Below are 18235 nucleotides of genomic sequence, written 5' to 3'. Positions count from 1 at the left end.
CCGCCGGGACGCAATACCCCTCACACGCCCTCCACGGAATGTGAACCGGAACCCCTTCCCGTACGTGGTTCCTATGGGGCCCTCGCCTACGGGGGTGGCGAGGGCCCCGGCTCTCCGCGACGGCGAGCCGTCCGCCGGACGAGCTCGCTAGGGCCTGAGCCAGATCGTCGCCAGCGGCGGCAGCGTCATCCGCAGGCTCGCCGGTCGGCCCTGGGCCGGCACCGGCTCGGGAAGCAGCGGCTGCCCGTGGTGCACCCCGCTGCCGCCGTAGGCCTCCAGGTCGGTGTTGAGGACCTCGTGCCACAGCGGCACCTCCTCCGGCACCCCGACCCGGTAGCCGTGCCGGACCACGGGCGAGAAGTTGGACACCGCCAGCAGCTGCGAGCCGTCCTGCGCGTACCGCAGGAAGGCGAAGACGTTGTCCTCCGCCGCGTCCGCCTCCACCCAGGCGAAGCCCTCCGGCACGGTGTCGCGCTCCCACAGGGCCGGCGTCGCCGTGTACGTCCGGTTCAGGTCCCGCACGAGATCGCGCACACCCCGGTGGTCGCCGGCCGCCGCGTAGGAGGAGTCCAGCAGCCACCAGTCCGGCCCGGAGGCCTCCGACCACTCCGACCCCTGCGCGAACTCCTGCCCCATGAAGAGCAGTTGCTTGCCGGGGTGGGCCCACATGAAGCCCAGGTACGCCCGGTGCGCCGCCCGCTGCTGCCACCAGTCGCCCCCGGGCATCTTCGACACCAGCGCGCGCTTGCCGTGGACCACCTCGTCGTGCGAGATCGGCAGCACGTAGTTCTCGCTGAAGGCGTAGATCATCCCGAAGGTCATGTCGTGGTGGTGGTACTTGCGGTGCACCGACTCCTTCGACATGTAGCGCAGGGTGTCGTGCATCCAGCCCATGTTCCACTTCAGGCCGAAGCCCAGCCCGCCGCCGTCCGTCGGCCGGGTCACGCCGTTCCAGGCCGTGGACTCCTCCGCGATGGTGACCACCCCCGGGCAGCGCCGGTACACCGTGGCGTTCATCTCCTGGAGGAAGGCCACCGCGTCCAGGTTCTCCCGCCCGCCGTGCTCGTTGGGCGCCCACTCGCCCTCGCCCCGCGAGTAGTCCAGGTAGAGCATGGAGGCCACCGCGTCCACGCGCAGCCCGTCCACGTGGAACTCCTCGCACCAGTAGACGGCGTTGGCGACGAGGAAGTTGCGGACCTCCTTGCGCCCGTAGTCGAACTCCAGGGTCCCCCAGTCCGGGTGGGAGGCCCGCCGCGGGTCGTGGTGTTCGTACAGCGGCCGCCCGTCGAACTCCGCGAGCGCCCAGTCGTCCCGCGGGAAGTGCGCGGGCACCCAGTCGACGATCACACCGAGCCCGGCCCGGTGCAGCGAGTCCACGAGGAAGCGGAAGTCGTCCGGGGTGCCCATGCGCGAGGTCGGCGCGTAGAAGCCGGTGACCTGGTACCCCCACGAGCCGCCGAAGGGATGCTCGGCGACCGGCATCATCTCCACGTGGGTGAAGCCCAGCTCCTTGACGTACGAGGGGAGCTGCTCGGCGAGCTGGCGGTAGGAGAGCCCGGGCCGCCAGGACGCCAGGTGCAGCTCGTACACGGAGAACGGGGCCTGGTGCGGGGGGCGGGCGCCGCGCCGCGCCATCCACTCCGCGTCCTGCCACTCGTACTCCGAGGCCGTGACCACGGAGGCGTTCGCCGGAGGGACCTCCGCGGACCGGGCCATCGGGTCGGCGCGCAGGGTGTGGCTGCCGTCCGGGCGCGTGATGTCGTACTTGTAGAGCGTTCCGGCACCCACGCCCGGCAGGAAGAGCTCCCACACGCCGCTCGACCCGAGCGAGCGCATCGGGTAGGCGACGGAGTCCCAGTACGCGAAGTCCCCGCAGACCCGGACCCCCTGCGCGTTCGGCGCCCACACCGTGAACCGGGTCCCGGCCACACCCTGGTGCTCCATGGGCTGGGCGCCCAGCGCCGTCCACAGCCGCTCGTGGCGGCCCTCGCCGATCAGGTGCAGGTCCAGCTCGCCCAGGGCGGGCAGGAACCGGTAGGGGTCGTGGACCTCGATCTCGTCGCTCTCGTACGCCACCAGCAGCCGGTAGTCCGGCACCGCGGTCAGCGGCAGCAGCCCGGAGAACAGCCCGTCGCCGTCGTCGTGGAGCTCGGCCCGCAGCCCCTTGGCGATGACCGTGACCGCCTTGGCGTGCGGGCGCAGCACCCGGAAGGCCACCCCGCCGCGCTGGGTGCGCGCCCCCAGCAGCGCGTGCGGGTCGTGGTGGCGGCCTTCCAGCAGCCGGGCCCGTTCCCCGGCGGGGAGCGCCGGCGCCGGCCGGACCCCGTGCGCAGGGGCGGCGCGGCGGGCCCGGGGAGTGCGTGGCTTCTTCGCCGCCGCCGGGGCGGTTGCGGCTTCGTCGCGGACGGTCGGTGACGGCTGTCGTGCGGCGCTCACGCGAGCGGCCTCCTCGGGGGCTTCGGATGGGGGTGCGGGTGCGGGTGCGGGGAGAGGGCGGGCGGGGTCGGCGGCACGCGGTGGGCGGGCCGCGCGGGCTCCGAGAGCCGCCGGATCGCGGCCATCGGGACGTGGAGCCAGTCGGGGCGGTGCCGGGACTCGTAGCGGGCCTCGTACACCGCCTTGTCGGTCTCGTACGCCCGCAGCAGTACGGGATCCTCGCGCGGGTCCCGGCCGGTGGTGCGGGCGTAGCCCTCGCAGAACGCGGCCCGGCAGTCGTCCGCCCAGGCGGGTGCGAACGGCCGGTGCGAGCGGGCGGCGTAGTCGAAGGAACGCAGTATCCCGGCGATGTCGCGCACCGCCGGTTCGGGACGGCGCCGGTCGGCCAGGGGCCGGGCCGGCTCGCCCTCGAAGTCGATCAACGACCAGCTGCCGTCGAGGGTGCGCAGGGTCTGACCCAGATGGAGGTCCCCGTGGATCCGCTGGGCGGCCACCCCCGTCCCGCGGGACGCGGCCAGCGCGTCGAAGGCACCCCGCAGCCCGACCTCGTAGGGCCGCAGCGCCGGCACCTCCCGGGCGGTGGCGGCCAGCCGCGCCGTCATCCCGGCGGCCAGCCGGGCGGTCTGCTCCGGACCGAGCGCGACGGTGGGCAGGGCCGCGGCGAGCGCGCTGTGCACCTCGGCGGTCGCCCTGCCGAGCGCGTGCGCCTCGGCGGTGAAGTCCTCCCCGGAGCCGAGCCGGCGCAGCGCCAGCTGCCAGCCGTCGTCGGAGCCGCGCAGGTACGGCTGGAGCACGCCCAGGGTCAGCGTGTCCCCGCCGGGCGGCTCGGCCTCGTACCAGGCGACGGGCGCGGGCACCCGCGCGCAGCCCGCGGCGGCCAGCGCCCTGGGCAGCTCCAGGTCCGGGTTGACGCCGGGGCCGACGCGGCGGAACACCTTCAGGATGAACGAATCTCCGTAGATGAGGGAGGAGTTCGTCTGCTCACCGGACAGCGGCCGGGGCGTCAGCCCGGCCGGGACCGGTGTGGCGGGATCCCGGTCGAAGCGCAGCGGGCCGAGCACGCCGGGCGAGCGCAGCCGCTCCAGCAGCATCGCGGCGAGCCGGGGGTCGCCCAGGGCCTCGTAGACCGCGCGGCCCGCGTACGGCCCGTCCTCGGCGTGGCCGATCAGGGCGGGCGCGAGGGCGGGGGGCAGGGACGGGCGGATGCCCAGCAGCAGCTGGTAGCAGTCCCCGTCCACGTCGAGGAGCACGTGCAGCAGTCCGGGAGTGGAGCCGGGGGGCAGCAGGTCGGCCGCCGAGACGGTCGTGAGCCTGCTGATGGCCCGGCCCTTGCCCGCGAACCACCGCTGCGCGGGCAGCCAGGCCCGCAGCATCGGTTCCAACGGGGCGATCCCGGCGGCCCGGTCGGCAGTCAGCCGGCTCCGGGCGGATGCAGCCTCCGACATGGCGTCGCGTCCTTTCCCCGGGCCGTCACAGAATGCGCAGAGTGTCCCGGATGCGCGGCTGTTGCTTCTCCGGCATGTGCGAGTGTCGGGTCAGGATGATCCGTACAGGGGCGGGCGATTGACCCGTTCGAGCTGCCCGCCCCCTGGCCCAGGCGTGGTCCGCCTGTGGCCGTGCCGGCTATTCGGCGCGGCGGGCACCGCGCTGTTCGGCACGCAGCCGGAACCAGTAGAAGCCGTGTCCCGCCAGGGTCAGCAGGTAGGGCCACTCGCCGATCGGCGGGAAGCGCACGTCGCCCGTGAGCTCCACCGGTACCCGCCCGTTGAACGACTGCAGGTCCAGCTCGGTGGGCTGCGCGAAGCGCGAGAAGTTGTGCACGCACAGCACCAGGTCGTCCCCGTGCTCGCGCAGGAACGCGAGCACCGCCGGGTTGGACGACTGCAGTTCGGTGTACGAGCCGAGGCCGAAGGCCAGGTTGGCCTTGCGGATCTCGATGAGCCGGCGGGTCCAGTGCAGCAGTGAGGAGGGCGACGCCATGGCCGCCTCGACATTGGTGACCTGGTACCCGTGGACCGGGTCCATGATGACCGGCAGGTTCAGCCTGCCCGGATCGCACGAGGAGAAACCGGCGTTGCGGTCCGGGGTCCACTGCATGGGGGTGCGGACGCCGTCGCGGTCGCCCAGCCAGATGTTGTCGCCCATGCCGATCTCGTCGCCGTAGTAGAGCACCGGCGAGCCGGGCAGCGACAGCAGCAGGGCGGTGAACAGCTCCATCTGGTTGCGGTCGTTGTCCAGGAGCGGGGCGAGCCGGCGCCGGATGCCGATGTTGGCCCGCATCCGCGGGTCCTTGGCGTACTCGGCGTACATGTAGTCGCGCTCTTCGTCCGTGACCATCTCGAGGGTGAGCTCGTCGTGGTTGCGCAGGAAGATGCCCCACTGGCAGTTCTTCGGGATGGCCGGGGTCTTGGCCAGGATCTCGGAGACCGGGTAGCGGGACTCTCTTCGCACCGCCATGAAGATGCGCGGCATGACGGGGAAGTGGAAGGCCATGTGGCACTCGTCCCCGCCCTTGGCGAAGTCCCCGAAGTAGTCGACGACGTCTTCGGGCCACTGGTTGGCCTCGGCGAGCAGCACCGTGTCCGGGTAGTGCGCGTCGATCTCGGCCCGGACTCTCTTGAGCAGCTGGTGGGTGCGCGGGAGGTTCTCGCAGTTGGTGCCCTCCTCGGCGTACAGGTAGGGCACGGCGTCGAGGCGGAAGCCGTCGATGCCGAGGTCCAGCCAGAAGCGGAGGGCGGAGATGATCTCCTCCTGGACGGCCGGGTTCTCGAAGTTCAGATCCGGCTGGTGGGAGAAGAAGCGGTGCCAGTAGTACTGCTTGCGGACCGGGTCGTACGTCCAGTTCGAGGTCTCGGTGTCGACGAAGATGATCCGGGCGTCCTGGTACTGCTTGTCGTTGTCGGCCCACATGTAGTAGTCGCCGTAGGGGCCGTCGGGGTCCTTGCGCGACTGCTGGAACCACTCGTGCTGGTCGCTGGTGTGGTTCATGACGAAGTCGATGATCACCCGCATGCCGCGGGTGTGCGCCGCGTCCACGAACTCCACGAAGTCGGCGAGGTCGCCGAACTCGGGCAGCACGGAGGTGTAGTCGGAGACGTCGTAGCCCCCGTCGCGCAGGGGCGAGGCGAAGAACGGCGGCAGCCACAGGCAGTCGACGCCGAGCCACTGGAGGTAGTCCAGTTTGGCGGTGAGGCCCTTGAGGTCCCCGACGCCGTCGCCGTTGCTGTCGTGGAAGGAGCGGACGAGGACCTCGTAGAAGACGGCCCGCTTGAACCAGTCGGGATCGCGGTCCTTGGCGGGGGTGTCCTCGAAGGTGTCGTGGACGGGATCGTTGATCATCATGTGGTGGGTGACCCTCCGGTGGGCGGGGACGGTCGCAGAGCGGCCAGTACGTGCGCGGGCGTGCGGCCCGGCTCTAGGCGCACGTAGTTCGCCCTGCCCCAGTGATAGGTCTCGCCGGTGAGCTCGTCGCGCACCGCGAGGGACCCGTGCCAGTCGAGGCCGAGTACCGGCATGTCCAACGACACCGTCGCCTCCTGGGTGTGGTGCGGATCGAGGTTGACGACCACCAGTACGGAATTGGCGCCCGCGTGCTTCGAATAGGCGATCACCTGTTCGTTGTCGGTCGAGTGGAAGTGGATGTCGCGCAGCTGCTGGAGGGCGGGGTTGCGCCGGCGCAGCCGGTTCAGGGTGGTGATCAGCGGGGCGATGGTGCGGCCCTCGCGGTCCGCGGCCGCCCAGTCGCGTGGCCGGAACTCGTACTTCTCGGAGTTCAGGTACTCCTCGCTGCCCTCGCGCACCGGGGTGTTCTCGCAGAGCTCGTAGCCGGAGTAGATCCCCCAGGCGGGGGACAGGGTGGCGGCGAGGACCGCGCGCACCTCGAAGGCCGGACGGCCGCCCTTCTGGAGGTACTCGTGGAGGATGTCGGGCGTGTTGACGAAGAAGTTCGGCCGCATCACCGAGGCGGACGGGGTGGCGGAGAGCTCGGTCAGGTACTCGGTCAGCTCGGCCTTGGTGTTGCGCCAGGTGAAGTAGGTGTACGACTGCTGGAAGCCGACGGCGGCGAGCGCGCGCATCATCGCGGGCCGGGTGAAGGCCTCCGCCAGGAAGATCACGTCGGGGTCGGACTTGTTGATGTCCGCGATCACCTTCTGCCAGAAGACGACCGGCTTGGTGTGCGGGTTGTCGACCCGGAAGATGCGGACGCCGTGGTCCATCCAGTGCCGAAGGATCCGGCAGGTCTCCTCGACGATGCCGGCCATGTCGGTGTCGAAGTGCACCGGGTAGATGTCCTGGTACTTCTTCGGCGGGTTCTCGGCGTACGCGATCGTCCCGTCGGCCCGGTGGCGGAACCACTCCGGGTGCTTCTCCACCCACGGGTGGTCGGGGGAGCACTGGAGGGCGAAGTCCAGCGCGATCTCCATGCCCAGCTCGCGGGCGCGCGCGACGAAGGCGTCGAAGTCCTCGATGGTGCCCAGTTCCGGGTGGACCGCCTCGTGCCCGCCCTCGGTGGAGCCGATGGCCCACGGCACGCCCGGGTCCCAACTCCCCGCGGAGAGCGTGTTGTTGGGGCCCTTGCGGTAGGTGCTGCCGATCGGGTGGATGGGCGGAAGGTAGACCACGTCGAAGCCCATCGCGGCGATCGCGGGCAGCCGCTCCGCCGCGGTGCGGAAGGTGCCGCTGACCGGAGCCTCGCCGGGCTCCAGCACCGCCCCCTCGGAGCGCGGGAACATCTCGTACCAGGAGCCGAACAGGGCCCGCTTGCGCTCCACGAGCAGCGGCAGCGGCTTGGAGGCGGTGACCAGCTCCCGGTAGGGGCGCCTGGCGAGTGCGGCGCCCACGGCGGGGGCGAGTGCGGCCGCGTACCGCTCGGCGGCCGGGAGGTCCTCGTCCCGCATGATCCCGGCGGCGGCCAGGACGGCGTCGCGGCCGTCGCGCTTGGGGATCCGGGCCGCGGCCCGCTCGTAGAGCTCCGCGCCCTCCAGCAGCACCAGCCCGGTGTCGATCCCGGCGGGGATCTTGATCGCGGCATGGGCCCGCCAGGTGCCCACCGGGTCGCTCCACGCCTCGACGGTGTACGTCCACCTCCCCTCGACGTCGGCGGAGACCCGCGCCCCCCACCGGTCGGTGCCGGGGGCGAGCTCGCTCAGCGGCACGGGGGGCCGCAGCTTCCCCTTCGGATCACGCAGGACGAGGTGGGCGGCTACGGCGTCGTGTCCTTCGCGGAACACGGTGGCTGAGATCTCGAAGACCTCGTCCACGACCGCCTTGGCGGGTCTGGCGCCGCAGTCGACGGCGGGGCGGACGTCCAGCACGGGAATGCGACCGATCATGATGGGATCACCTGGGGGCAGTTCGCAGGGCTCGGTGACAACAGGCCAGCCGGTATCACGACTGGTAGTGCACGCTCTGTTCGCTCTGTTTCTAGCCGCTCAAGAGACGGCTGGGCTGCGGGCATGGCCGCTCCTGTCCGCGTTCACTCGGGTGGCGGGGAGAGGGTTTGTGGGCGGGTGCGCCGTGCGTGTACGACGTGTACCCGGGGAGCCCTTCCCACTCTCACCCCGCCCAATCCGCGCACTTGGTTAACTACTCGTACGTAGTGGAACGGGCAATACCAAGGCTCGGCTCGACATCCGGCGGGGCTCCGTCAAGTCGGCCGGGACTACGTGACGTAGGGGGTCGGAACACCGGTCCCACCCGTCTCCAAGGCCCCTCGGGAACCACCCGCGCGGGGGTACGGGAGACGGAGGGTCGTCGTCCCCGCGGGGTGGGAGTGACCCCTGTTTCACAGGATTTGAGAGATCTGGCCGAAAAACGCCCGCCTTGACCGGGTTCGGGGCCCTGGCCCTGGCCGTGGTCGGTGGCCGGGCCGACCTCTCCGCGGGACCCGGGCGGGGGTTCCCCACCGGGACCGGCCCCGCCCCGCGTCGCCTCCGCGAGGTCGAGGACCTGCCGCAACCGGTCGGCCGTCAGCCGGCGTACGTCCCGGACGAGCTCGGCCACACCGTGGACGGCAGGCTCCGGCCCCCCGGCGGCGGGCAGCGGCGCGACGCCGGCGGGGTAGTCCTCGTACGCCGGCGGCGGGGGAGCGGGCCGCGCGCCCGCCTCCCGGGGCAGGGACTCCGCGAACGCTCGCAGGGCCTCACGCTGCTCGGGCGCCAGCGCCGGCGCGTGCCGCACGAGGGTGGGAACGCCCGATCCGGCGCCGGGGTCCAGTGGCGCCAGGTCGTCGGGGACGGCCACCCCGGCCGCCGCGAACAGGTCCGCCGTGCAGCCCGAGGGCGGGCGCGAGCCGCCGGAGCAGGGCCCCGTCGGGCGCCGCCCCGCGGAACACCGCCGCCCCCTCGACCGTGGTGCCCGCCGCAGGCGGCATGGCCGGAACGCGGGGGCGTCGCTAGCCTTCCCGGGGTGATGCGCGGGTGCACAGCGTGGTGCGGCCGCTCCGATCCGCAATCCCCTGCGAAGGTGGAACGTGTGAAGGCTATCCGTCGATTCACCGTGCGTCCCGTCCTCCCGGAGTCCCTGCTGCCGCTCACCGATCTCGCGCGCAATCTGCGCTGGTCGTGGCATGCCGAGACCCGCGAACTCTTCCAATCCGTCGACCCCGAGGGCTGGCAGGCCGCCGGCGGAGATCCCGTCCGGCTGCTCGGCACCGTCTCCGCCGCCAGGCTCGAGGAACTGGCCGCAGACCGCCGGTTCCTGCGACGCCTGGCCGTCGCCGCCGCCGACCTCGATGACTACGTCAACGGCGGGAGGTGGTACCAGAGCCGCGAGAACGGTGCGGAACTGCCCGCCGCCGTCGCCTACTTCTCCCCCGAATTCGGCATCACCGCCGCCCTGCCCCAGTACTCCGGCGGTCTCGGCATCCTCGCCGGGGACCACCTGAAGGCCGCCAGCGACCTCGGAGTCCCGCTCATCGGCGTGGGACTCCTCTACCGGCACGGCTACTTCCGCCAGTCGCTCTCGCGCGACGGCTGGCAGCAGGAGCACTATCCCGTCCTCGACCCCAACGAACTGCCGCTCGGCCTGCTCCGCCAGGACGACGGCACACCCGCCCGCGTCTCGCTGACCCTCCCCGGCGGACGCGCCCTGCACGCACACATCTGGCAGGCGCGCGTCGGACGCGTACCGCTGCTGCTCCTGGACTCCGACGTCGAGGACAACGACGCCGCGGCCCGCGAGGTGACCGACCGGCTCTACGGCGGCGGCAGCGACCACCGGCTGCTCCAGGAGATGCTGCTGGGCATCGGCGGGGTGCGCGCGGTGCGCGCGTACTGCGCGATCAGCGGCCATCCCGCGCCCGAGGTCTTCCACACCAACGAGGGCCACGCGGGGTTCCTGGGACTGGAGCGCATAAGGGAACTGGAGCGGGAGCGGGGCCTCGGCTTCGACGCGGCCGTCGAGGCGGTGCGCGCCGGGACGGTGTTCACCACGCACACCCCCGTCCCGGCCGGGATCGACCGCTTCGAGCGGAGCCTGGTCGCCCGGCACTTCGGCGACGGGGGCGAGCTGGCCGGCGTACCGGTCGACCGGATCCTGGAACTGGGCGCCGAGTCCTTCCCCGGGGGCGACCCCGGCGTGTTCAACATGGCGGTCATGGGGCTGCGGCTGGCCCAGCGGGCCAACGGCGTGTCCACCCTGCACGGAGCGGTCAGCCGGGAGATGTTCGCCGGCCTGTGGCCCGGCTTCGACCCCGCCGACGTGCCCATCACCTCCGTGACCAACGGGGTCCACGCCCCCACCTGGGTGGCTCCCGAGGTGGTCCGGCTCGGCGCCCGCCAGATCGGCGCCGGCCGCACCGAGGACGCCCTGTCGGTCGGCGGCTCCCGGCGCTGGGACGCCGTCGCCGACATCCCCGATCAGGACGTGTGGGACCTGCGCCGGGTGCTGCGCGAACAGCTGGTGCAGGAGGTACGCGACCGGCTGCGGGCCTCCTGGCTCCAGCGCGGGGCCGCCGCGGCCGAACTGGGCTGGGTGGACACCGTCCTCGACCCCGACGTGCTGACCATCGGCTTCGCCCGGCGCGTGCCCTCGTACAAGCGGCTGACGCTGATGCTGCGCGACCCGGACCGGCTGCGCAGGCTGCTGCTGGACCCGGAGCGGCCGGTGCAGATCGTCGTCGCGGGCAAGGCCCACCCGGCCGACGACGGCGGGAAGCGCCTCGTGCAGGAGCTGGTGCGCTTCGCGGACGACCCGCGGGTGCGCCACCGGATCGTCTTCCTGCCCGACTACGGCATGGCCATGGCGCAGAAGCTCTACCCGGGCTGCGACGTCTGGCTGAACAACCCGCTGCGCCCGCTGGAGGCCTGCGGCACCAGCGGCATGAAGGCCGCGCTGAACGGCTGTCTCAACCTGTCCGTGCTGGACGGGTGGTGGGACGAGTGGTTCGAGCCGGACTTCGGCTGGGCCATCCCGACGGCCGACGGGCTCGGCGCCGACGAGGACCGCCGGGACCACCTGGAGGCGAGCGCCCTCTACGAGCTGATCGAGGGCCGGGTCGCGCCGCGGTTCTACGACCGGGCCGGGCGCACCGGGCTCCCGGTGCGGTGGATCGAGATGGTCCGGCGCACGCTCGTGTCGCTGGGACCGAAGGTCCTCGCCGGGCGGATGGTGCGCGAGTACGTGGAGCGGCTGTACGCGCCGGCCGCGCTCGCCCACCGCTCCCTGACCGCCGACGCCGCACGGGACCTCGCCTGGTGGAAGGGCCGGGTCCGGGCGGCGTGGCCGCGCGTCGGCGTCGAGCACGTGGAGGCGCTGGCCGCGGCTCCCGTGAACGGCACCGCCGAGCTGGGGGCCACCCTCACGCTGCGGGTGCAGGTGTCGCTGGACACGCTCGCGCCCGAGGACGTGGAGGTGCAGGCGGTCGCGGGCCGGGTGGACCCGCAGGACGTGATCCGGGACGGGCGGACCTTCCCGCTCAAGCCGGCCGCCGGCCCCGACATGGACGGCCGCTGGGTGTACGAGGGCCCGCTCGCACTCGACCGCACCGGGCCCTTCGGCTACACGGTCCGCATCCTGCCGACGCATCCGCTGCTGGCGACCCCGGCCGAGCTGGGCCTGGTCGCGGCCCCGGCGGGCACGGACTCCGGCGGCGGGGTACTGCTGCGCTAGGGGCGGCGGGGCTGCCCGCGAGGGGGCGGGCGGCGGGTCCTCCCGCCTCCCGCCTCCCGCCTCCCGCCGCCCGGTGCGTCGGGGCGGGCGTCCCGTACGCGGGAGGGCCGCATGGGACAGGGCCGCCCGGGGAGGTCTTCTCCCGGGCGGCCCCGTGTCTGTCTGTCTGTCCGTTCAGCCGTGGCTCACGCTGCGGCGAAGGGTCAGAAGGTGAGCTTCCAGCTGTTGATGTAGCCGGTGTCCAGGCTGGCAGCGTCGCGGACGCGGAGCTTCCAGGTGCCGTTCGCCACCTCGGAGGAGGCGTTCACGGTGAAGGTCTGGACGATGTTGTCCGCGCTGCCGCCGCTGCGGTTGCGCAGGTTGTAGACGCTGCCGTCGGGGGCGACCAGGTCGACCACCAGGTCACCGACGTAGGTGTGGACGATGTTCACGTCCACCTTCAGCGTGCTCGGGGCGTTGCCCGACCGGGTCACGTTGATCGGGGACTCGACCGTGGAGTTGTCCCTGATCTGGTAGTCGTTCGTGTTCTCGAAGACGTTCTGCTCACCGGTGCCGACGGTCCAGGTGAAGGACGCCGTGCCGGTGCTGTTCTGCGAGTCGGTCACGGTGACGGTCACGTTGGACGTGCCCGCGGTGGTGGCCGTCCCCGAGATCAGGCCGGTGGAGGAGTTGATCGACAGGCCGGCCGGCAGGCCGGTCGCCGCGTAGCTCAGCGCCCCCGGGTTGGTGCTGGTGGCCTGGACCTGAAGGCTCACCGCGGTGTTGACCTGGGTGTTCTGGTTGGCGATCGGGGTGACCGAGACGCCGTTCACGATGCGCGGGCCGACGTTGACGGCCGCCCAGGCGTTCGCCGCGTTGTTGTACGTGGTCGAGCCGGCGCCGTACAGGTCGGCCGCCGCCTGCAGGGTCGCCGTACGGGCGGCCGCGTAGTTGGTGTTCGACTTGAACAGGCCGGTGGTCAGCGCGCGGAACCAGATCTTCGAGGCGGCGTCGCGGCCGATCGCGGTGACGGGCAGGCCGTCGGAGGTCGGCGAGTCGTAGCTCACGCCGTTGACGACCTTGGCGCCGGAGCCCTCGGAGGCCAGGTAGTACCAGTGGTTGGCCGGGCCCGAGGAGTAGTGGACGTCGATCGAGCCGATGCCCGAGTACCAGGCGTCCTTGGACGAGCCGTCCTTGCTGGGCTTGTCCATGTAGCGCAGCGGGGTGCCGTTGCCGCGGATGTCGATCTTCTCGCCGACCAGGTAGTCGCCGACGTCCTGCGGGTTGTTGGCGTAGAACTCGACCGCCGCCGCCATGATGTCGGAGGTGGCCTCGTTCAGACCGCCGGGCTCACCGCTGTAGGTCATGTTGCCGGTGACCGAGGTCAGGCCGTGGGTCATCTCGTGCGCGGCCACGTCGGTGGAGGTGAGCGGCTTGGCGTTGCCGTCACCGTCGCCGTACGTCATGCAGAAGCAGGAGTCCTGCCAGAACGCGTTCACGTAGTTGTTGCCGTAGTGGACCCGGCTGTACGGGGCGACGCCGTCGTTGCGCAGGCCGTTGCGGCCGTGCACGTTCTTGAAGTAGTCCCACGTGACCGCGGCGCCGTAGTGCGCGTCGGCGCCGGCGGTCTCCAGGTTGGACGGCAGGCCGTTGCCCCAGACGTCGTCGGGGCCGGAGAAGAGCGTGCCGGTGCCGGACGTACCGCGGTTGAGGTTGTACGTCTTGTGGCTGCCGCGCGCGGCGTCGGTCAGGTTCCAGGAGCTGCCCGACTGCGTGGTGCCGAGGGTCACCTGGCCGCTGTACATCGTGTTGCCGGTGCCGGTCTCGACCGCCTGCCACTCGGTGATCCTGGCGCCGGTCCTGGCGTCGGTCACCACGTGCAGCTCGTTCGGCGTGCCGTCGTGCTGGAGTCCGCCGACGACCGTCTCGAACGCGAGCCTCGGGGCGCCCTCGGCCGCCCAGATCACCTTGCGGGCGTTCTTGGAGGGCTTGGCCTCCTTCGACCCCTCGGCGTTGGCGGCGGAGACCGCCTGGCTCTCGGCGGCGGCCGGTGTGACCGAGGCCTCGGTGGTGGCCACCTTGATCTCGTGGTGGGTCGCCTTCGTCACACTCTTGGTGACGCCGTTCTTGGCGTGGACGGTGAGGTCGCCGCCGAGCACGGGCAGACCGTCGTAGGTCCGCTCGTAGGTGGTGTGCGTCGTACCGTCCGCATCCTGGACGACGTCGCGGACGACGAGCTTCTCGCCACTGCCGAGGCCGAGCGCCTTGGCGGCCTGCGCGGTGGTCGAGTTGGCTTCTGCGAGGAGCGTCGCACGCTCCGATGCGCTGAGTACGCGGTTGGCCGCGCCCGGGTTGGACTGGGCGGCCTTGGGTGCCTGTGACGCGGTGGCGTCGGCGGTGGCGGTTCCGGTCTGTATACCTACGGCGAGCAGGGCTGCCGCGGCAACGAGCGCGCCCGCCGCGGTGGCACGCCTCTGGGGGGTGGACCTCAACGCAGACTCCTTCTGCAAGGGGGGTTCCGGACGGCTGGGTGGGCCTCCGGGCAGAGCAGGTGCGGTGCGATGAACGGTCGAAGATTGCCACCTGGCGCGTCGGATGTCAGGGCCGCGTCAAAAGGTTGGCCGGAAACGGTTCGTTGTTCGAAGATACGTATCCGGTATCCGGACCATTCACCTTCGTGTGCGTCCCACGGTGTCCACGATCCGGAACGTCAACTACCGGTTGCTAACACTTGCGCAACAAGAGGCTGGTTTGACCGAAACGGCGTTTGCCGTACGGGTGTTTGTCGTACTGTTTGCCGGTGCGGCAGATGTTCATCGCCAGGGGAAGCCATGGACACCTGCCACTGTCATAGACCACGTGCCAGGGGGGCCCATGAGGCATGTCCATTTTCCTGCGCAAAGAGTGGCCAGGGCGGCCCATGAGTCCCTGGCGCCCGTGCGGCGCCTCGGGGACAAGGCCCGTTGGTACCGTCCGGCCGCGATAGCCGCCGACTTCGTCGGCGCAGCCGTCCCCGTGGGGCTCGTCTTCGACGCCGCCCAGCAGGTCCGGCCCGTCTACTGCGCCCTGGCCGCCGCCGTGGCGTGGACCGGCATCCAGGCGCTGCGCCGCCGGTACGCCACCCGGGCGCTCGGGGAGTCCCGCGGTGTGCTGCCGGTGCTCCACGACTGGCTGATTCTGATCGGCGTGCTGGCCGTGGCGCGTGTGGTGACCGAGGAGGACACGCCCCGGCTGTCCGCCCTCGGCGCCCTGCTGCCCGCCCTGCTCATCACCGTGGCCTGTCACAAACTGACCTATCGCCACCTCTCCGCCGCCCGCCGCGAGGCCCAGGCCGTGAGCCGCGTGCTGGTGATAGGGGAGCCCGACGCGGCCGAGGACGTCATCGCGCACCTCGCCGCCCGCACCGACCACCCCTACGTCGTCGTCGGCGTCGTCCCGGTCGGCACCGGCCGGCTCGCCAGCGGCGTCCCCGTGGCGGCACGGCTCGACGCCGACGCCCCCGAGGCCCCCGGCGTCGACTCCGCGGCCGTGCTCGGCGCGGTCCTCAGCCACCACGCCGACCTGGTCCTGGTGGCTCCCGGCGTGCGCATCACCGGGGAGCGGCTGCGCCGCATCGCCTGGGCCCTGCACGACGCCGGCCTCGAACTCGCGGTCTTCCCCGGACTGGTGGAGGTCTCCGTCAAGCGGCTGGAGACCCTCTCCGCGGGCGGACTCGCCGTGCTGCGCGTCGCACCGCCGGTCAGCCGCGGTGTGCAGACCCTGCTCAAGTCGGTTCTCGACCGGGTGGGCGCCGCGGCCGGCCTGCTGCTGCTCTCCCCGTTCCTCCTCGGGATCGTCCTCGCGATCCGCTTCGGCTCGCGCGGCCCGGCCTTCTACCGCCAGCGCCGTATCGGCCGCGACGGGGTCCCCTTCGTCATGTGGAAGTTCCGCACGATGGTGGTGGACGCCGACGCGCGCAAGGCGGAGCTGGCCGGAGCCAACGAGAACGACGGCCTGATGTTCAAGATGCGCCGCGACCCCCGGGTCACCCGGGTGGGCCGGCTCCTGCGCCGCACGTCCCTGGACGAGCTGCCCCAGCTCATCAACGTGCTCATGGGCGACATGTCGCTCGTCGGCCCGCGCCCGCCGCTGCCGGAGGAGGTGGCCCAGTACGACGAGGTCGAGCTGCGCCGGCTCACCGTGCGGCCCGGGATGACGGGGCTGTGGCAGATCAGCGGCAGGTCGGACCTGTCCTGGGACGAGACGATCCAGCTGGACCTGCAGTACGTCGACAACTGGTCCTTCACCAGTGACGTCGACGTGATGGGCCGTACGCTCCGCGCCGTCGTCGACGGTCGCGGAGCCTACTGAGGGGCCGAGGCCGCCTGTGCGATCAGCTCTGCTCGCGCCACCACTTGTACGTGGAGGCGATGCCGTCCCGCAGCGGGATGCCGGGCTTCCAGCCGAGAGAGGTCAGGCGGCCGACGTCCAGCAGCTTGCGCGGCGTCCCGTCGGGCTTGGAGGTGTCCCAGGCGAGCCGGCCCCGGAAGCCGGTCACCTCGGCGACCGTCTCGGCCAGCTCGCGGATGGTCAGGTCCTCACCGCAGCCGATGTTGACCGGCTCGTCGCCGTCGTAGCTCTCCAGCAGTACGGCACAGGCGGCGGCCAGGTCGTCCACGTGCAGGAACTCCCGCCGCGGGGTGCCGGAGCCCCACAGGGTGACCTCCTCGCGGCCCTCGGCGGCGGCCTCGTGGAAGCGCCGGATGAGGGCGGGCAGGACGTGCGAGGTCTCCAGGTCGAAGTTGTCGCCGGGCCCGTAGAGGTTCGTCGGCATGGCCGAGATGTACGAGGCCCCGTACTGCTTGCGGTACGACTGGACCTGGACGATGCCGGCGATCTTCGCGAGGGCGTAGGCCTCGTTGGTCGGCTCCAACGGGCCGGTCAGCAGGGCGTCCTCGCGGATCGGCTGCGGCGCCAGCTTCGGGTAGATGCAGGACGACCCGAGGAACAGCAGCCGGCCCACGCCGGCGGCGTGGGCGCCGCCGATCACGCTGAGCTGGATCTGCAGGTTCTCCTCGAGGAACTGCACCGGGTACGTGCTGTTGGCCATGATCCCGCCGACCTTGGCGGCGGCCAGCACGACGGCGTCCGGGCGGACGTCCTTCAGGTACGCCCCGGTGGCGGCGGCGTCGCGCAGGTCGAGGTCGGCACGGCCCCGGGTGAGCACCTCGTGGCCGTCCGCGGTGAGCCGGCGGGCGACCGCGGACCCCACGAGGCCGCGGTGGCCCGCGACGAAGACGCGGGCGTTCGGGGGCAGGAGCGGCAGCGAACTTGTCATACCGCCGATGATGCCAGTCCGCTCCCGCCGCAGCGGCAGTGGTCCACGGCCCGCGCCCCGGCCCCGCCTGCCGGCGGCCGGCCCGGCCGGCAGGCCGGCTTCGGAACCGCAGGCGTACCGGGCGGCGTCCGCAGCACAGAGCGGCGCACGCCCCGCGGGGGGCGCTCGCCGACCGGCGTGTACGGTACGCATCCAGCCGCCCGGCCGCGGCCCGACCGCTCGGTGCGCCGCCCCGCGGGGCGCGCTCCACACCTGCACCGAGGCAACGCCTCACCACGACACACAGCAACCACCAGCAAGGGGACCCCATGGGCAAGACCGCACTGATCACCGGAGTCACCGGACAGGACGGCTCGTACCTCGCCGAGCTCCTGCTCTCCAAGGGCTACACGGTGCACGGTCTCGTGCGGCGGTCCTCCAGCTTCAACACGGAGCGGGTCGACCACATCTACCAGGACCCGCAGACGGCCAACCGGTCCTTCGTCCTGCACCACGCCGACCTCTCCGACGGCGTCGCCCTGGTGAACCTGCTCCGCGACATACGCCCCGACGAGGTCTACAACCTCGGCGCGCAGTCCCACGTCCGCGTCTCCTTCGACGCCCCGCTCTACACGGGCGACGTGACGGGCCTGGGCGCGCTGCGGCTGCTGGAGGCCATCCGGGCCAGCGGCGTCGACACCCGTATCTACCAGGCCTCGTCCTCGGAGATGTTCGGGTCCACCCCGCCGCCGCAGAACGAGCAGACCCCGTTCCACCCGCGCAGCCCGTACGGCGCCGCGAAGGTCTTCGCGTACTGGACCACGGTGAACTACCGCGAGGCGTACGACATGTTCGCCGTCAACGGGATCCTCTTCAACCACGAGTCCCCGCGCCGCGGCGAGACCTTCGTGACGCGCAAGATCACCCGCGCGGTCGCCCGTATCAAGGCCGGGCTGCAGGACCACCTCTACCTCGGCAACCTCGACGCGGTGCGCGACTGGGGCTACGCCCCCGAGTACGTGGACGCCATGTGGCGGATGCTCCAGCAGGACGAGCCCACCGACTACGTCGTCGCCACCGGAGTGGCCGCGACCGTCCGCGAGTTCGTCGAGTCGTCCTTCTCGCACGCCGGCCTCGACTGGACCGAGCACGTGCGCTACGACGCCAAGTACGAGCGCCCCAGCGAGGTCGACGCCCTCATCGGCGACGCCTCCAAGGCCCATGACCTGCTCGGCTGGAAGCCGTCGGTCCTGGTGGCCGAATTGGCGCAGATCATGGTCGACGCCGACATCCGCCAGGTCGAGGACCAACTGGCGGGCGCGACGGTCCGTATCGATCGCTGAGGGCTTATATTTCCCCTACGATTTGCCGTGTTCCGGTCATGCAGGCGGTTCTGCGCCAGTGTGGCCGGGG

The 18235-nt window shown here is 71.8% G+C and carries 9 protein-coding genes; 3 read left to right on the top strand and 6 right to left on the bottom strand.

The window, feature by feature from the left end; all coding sequences use genetic code 11:
- Positions 1–147 precede the first annotated feature (147 nt).
- The 4 genes from glgB to AVW11_RS00410 form a co-directional block, all read right to left on the bottom strand.
- Complete coding sequence (glgB, locus tag AVW11_RS00420; protein ID WP_078095108.1) at positions 148–2436, bottom strand: 1,4-alpha-glucan branching enzyme; 2289 nt, start codon at positions 2434–2436, stop codon at positions 148–150.
- A complete protein-coding gene (locus AVW11_RS35565; RefSeq protein WP_079250458.1) occupies positions 2433–3881 on the bottom strand; it encodes a maltokinase N-terminal cap-like domain-containing protein in 1449 nt (482 codons plus the stop codon). The genes glgB and AVW11_RS35565 overlap by 4 nt, the downstream gene beginning before the upstream one ends.
- 178 nt (positions 3882–4059) lie before the next feature.
- Complete coding sequence (gene treS, locus AVW11_RS00415) at positions 4060–5778, bottom strand: maltose alpha-D-glucosyltransferase (protein ID WP_030853749.1); 1719 nt, start codon at positions 5776–5778, stop codon at positions 4060–4062.
- Positions 5775–7769 carry an alpha-1,4-glucan--maltose-1-phosphate maltosyltransferase gene (locus AVW11_RS00410; RefSeq protein WP_030853751.1) on the bottom strand — a complete coding sequence of 665 codons (1995 nt, stop codon included), beginning with the start codon at positions 7767–7769 and terminating at the stop codon, positions 5775–5777. The genes treS and AVW11_RS00410 overlap by 4 nt, the downstream gene beginning before the upstream one ends.
- Before the next feature lie 1141 nt (positions 7770–8910).
- On the opposite strand from AVW11_RS00410, the gene glgP reads away from it, so the two are divergent.
- Complete coding sequence (gene glgP, locus AVW11_RS00405; RefSeq protein ID WP_060176809.1) at positions 8911–11547, top strand: alpha-glucan family phosphorylase; 2637 nt, start codon at positions 8911–8913, stop codon at positions 11545–11547.
- A gap of 203 nt (positions 11548–11750) precedes the next feature.
- Here glgP and AVW11_RS00400 read toward each other — a convergent pair whose 3' ends face one another.
- On the bottom strand, positions 11751–14018 hold the full coding sequence (locus AVW11_RS00400) for a M4 family metallopeptidase (RefSeq protein WP_060176810.1): 2268 nt from the start codon (positions 14016–14018) through the stop codon (positions 11751–11753).
- 382 nt (positions 14019–14400) lie between these two features.
- Between AVW11_RS00400 and AVW11_RS00395 the strand changes: the two genes are divergently transcribed.
- On the top strand, positions 14401–15876 hold the full coding sequence (locus AVW11_RS00395; RefSeq protein WP_030846675.1) for a sugar transferase: 1476 nt from the start codon (positions 14401–14403) through the stop codon (positions 15874–15876).
- A gap of 22 nt (positions 15877–15898) precedes the next feature.
- On the opposite strand, the gene AVW11_RS00390 is transcribed toward AVW11_RS00395, so the two are convergent.
- Entirely contained in the window at positions 15899–16843 is a 945-nt protein-coding gene (locus tag AVW11_RS00390) for a GDP-L-fucose synthase family protein (RefSeq protein WP_076042873.1), read from the bottom strand.
- A gap of 308 nt (positions 16844–17151) precedes the next feature.
- Here AVW11_RS00390 and gmd point away from each other — a divergent pair, with 308 nt between their 5' ends.
- Positions 17152–18165: a GDP-mannose 4,6-dehydratase gene (gmd, locus tag AVW11_RS00385; RefSeq protein ID WP_030655773.1), complete on the top strand. Its 1014-nt coding sequence runs from the start codon at positions 17152–17154 to the stop codon at positions 18163–18165.
- Positions 18166–18235: the final 70 nt, after the last annotated feature.

Source organism: Streptomyces amritsarensis, assembly GCF_001953875.1.
GTDB classification, from domain to species: Bacteria; Actinomycetota; Actinomycetes; order Streptomycetales; family Streptomycetaceae; genus Streptomyces; species Streptomyces amritsarensis.
Note: the sequence above shows the minus strand (reverse complement) of the source record. Positions and strands in the feature narration are given on the sequence as shown.

Coding starts and splice junctions, on each gene's coding strand:
- treS (WP_030853749.1), bottom strand. CDS start 5,778: ATGATGATCAACGATCCCGTCCACGACACCTTCGAGGACACCCCCGCC.
- AVW11_RS35565 (WP_079250458.1), bottom strand. CDS start 3,881: ATGTCGGAGGCTGCATCCGCCCGGAGCCGGCTGACTGCCGACCGGGCC.
- AVW11_RS00390 (WP_076042873.1), bottom strand. CDS start 16,843: ATGACAAGTTCGCTGCCGCTCCTGCCCCCGAACGCCCGCGTCTTCGTC.
- gmd (WP_030655773.1), top strand. CDS start 17,152: ATGGGCAAGACCGCACTGATCACCGGAGTCACCGGACAGGACGGCTCG.
- AVW11_RS00395 (WP_030846675.1), top strand. CDS start 14,401: ATGAGGCATGTCCATTTTCCTGCGCAAAGAGTGGCCAGGGCGGCCCAT.
- AVW11_RS00410 (WP_030853751.1), bottom strand. CDS start 7,769: ATGATCGGTCGCATTCCCGTGCTGGACGTCCGCCCCGCCGTCGACTGC.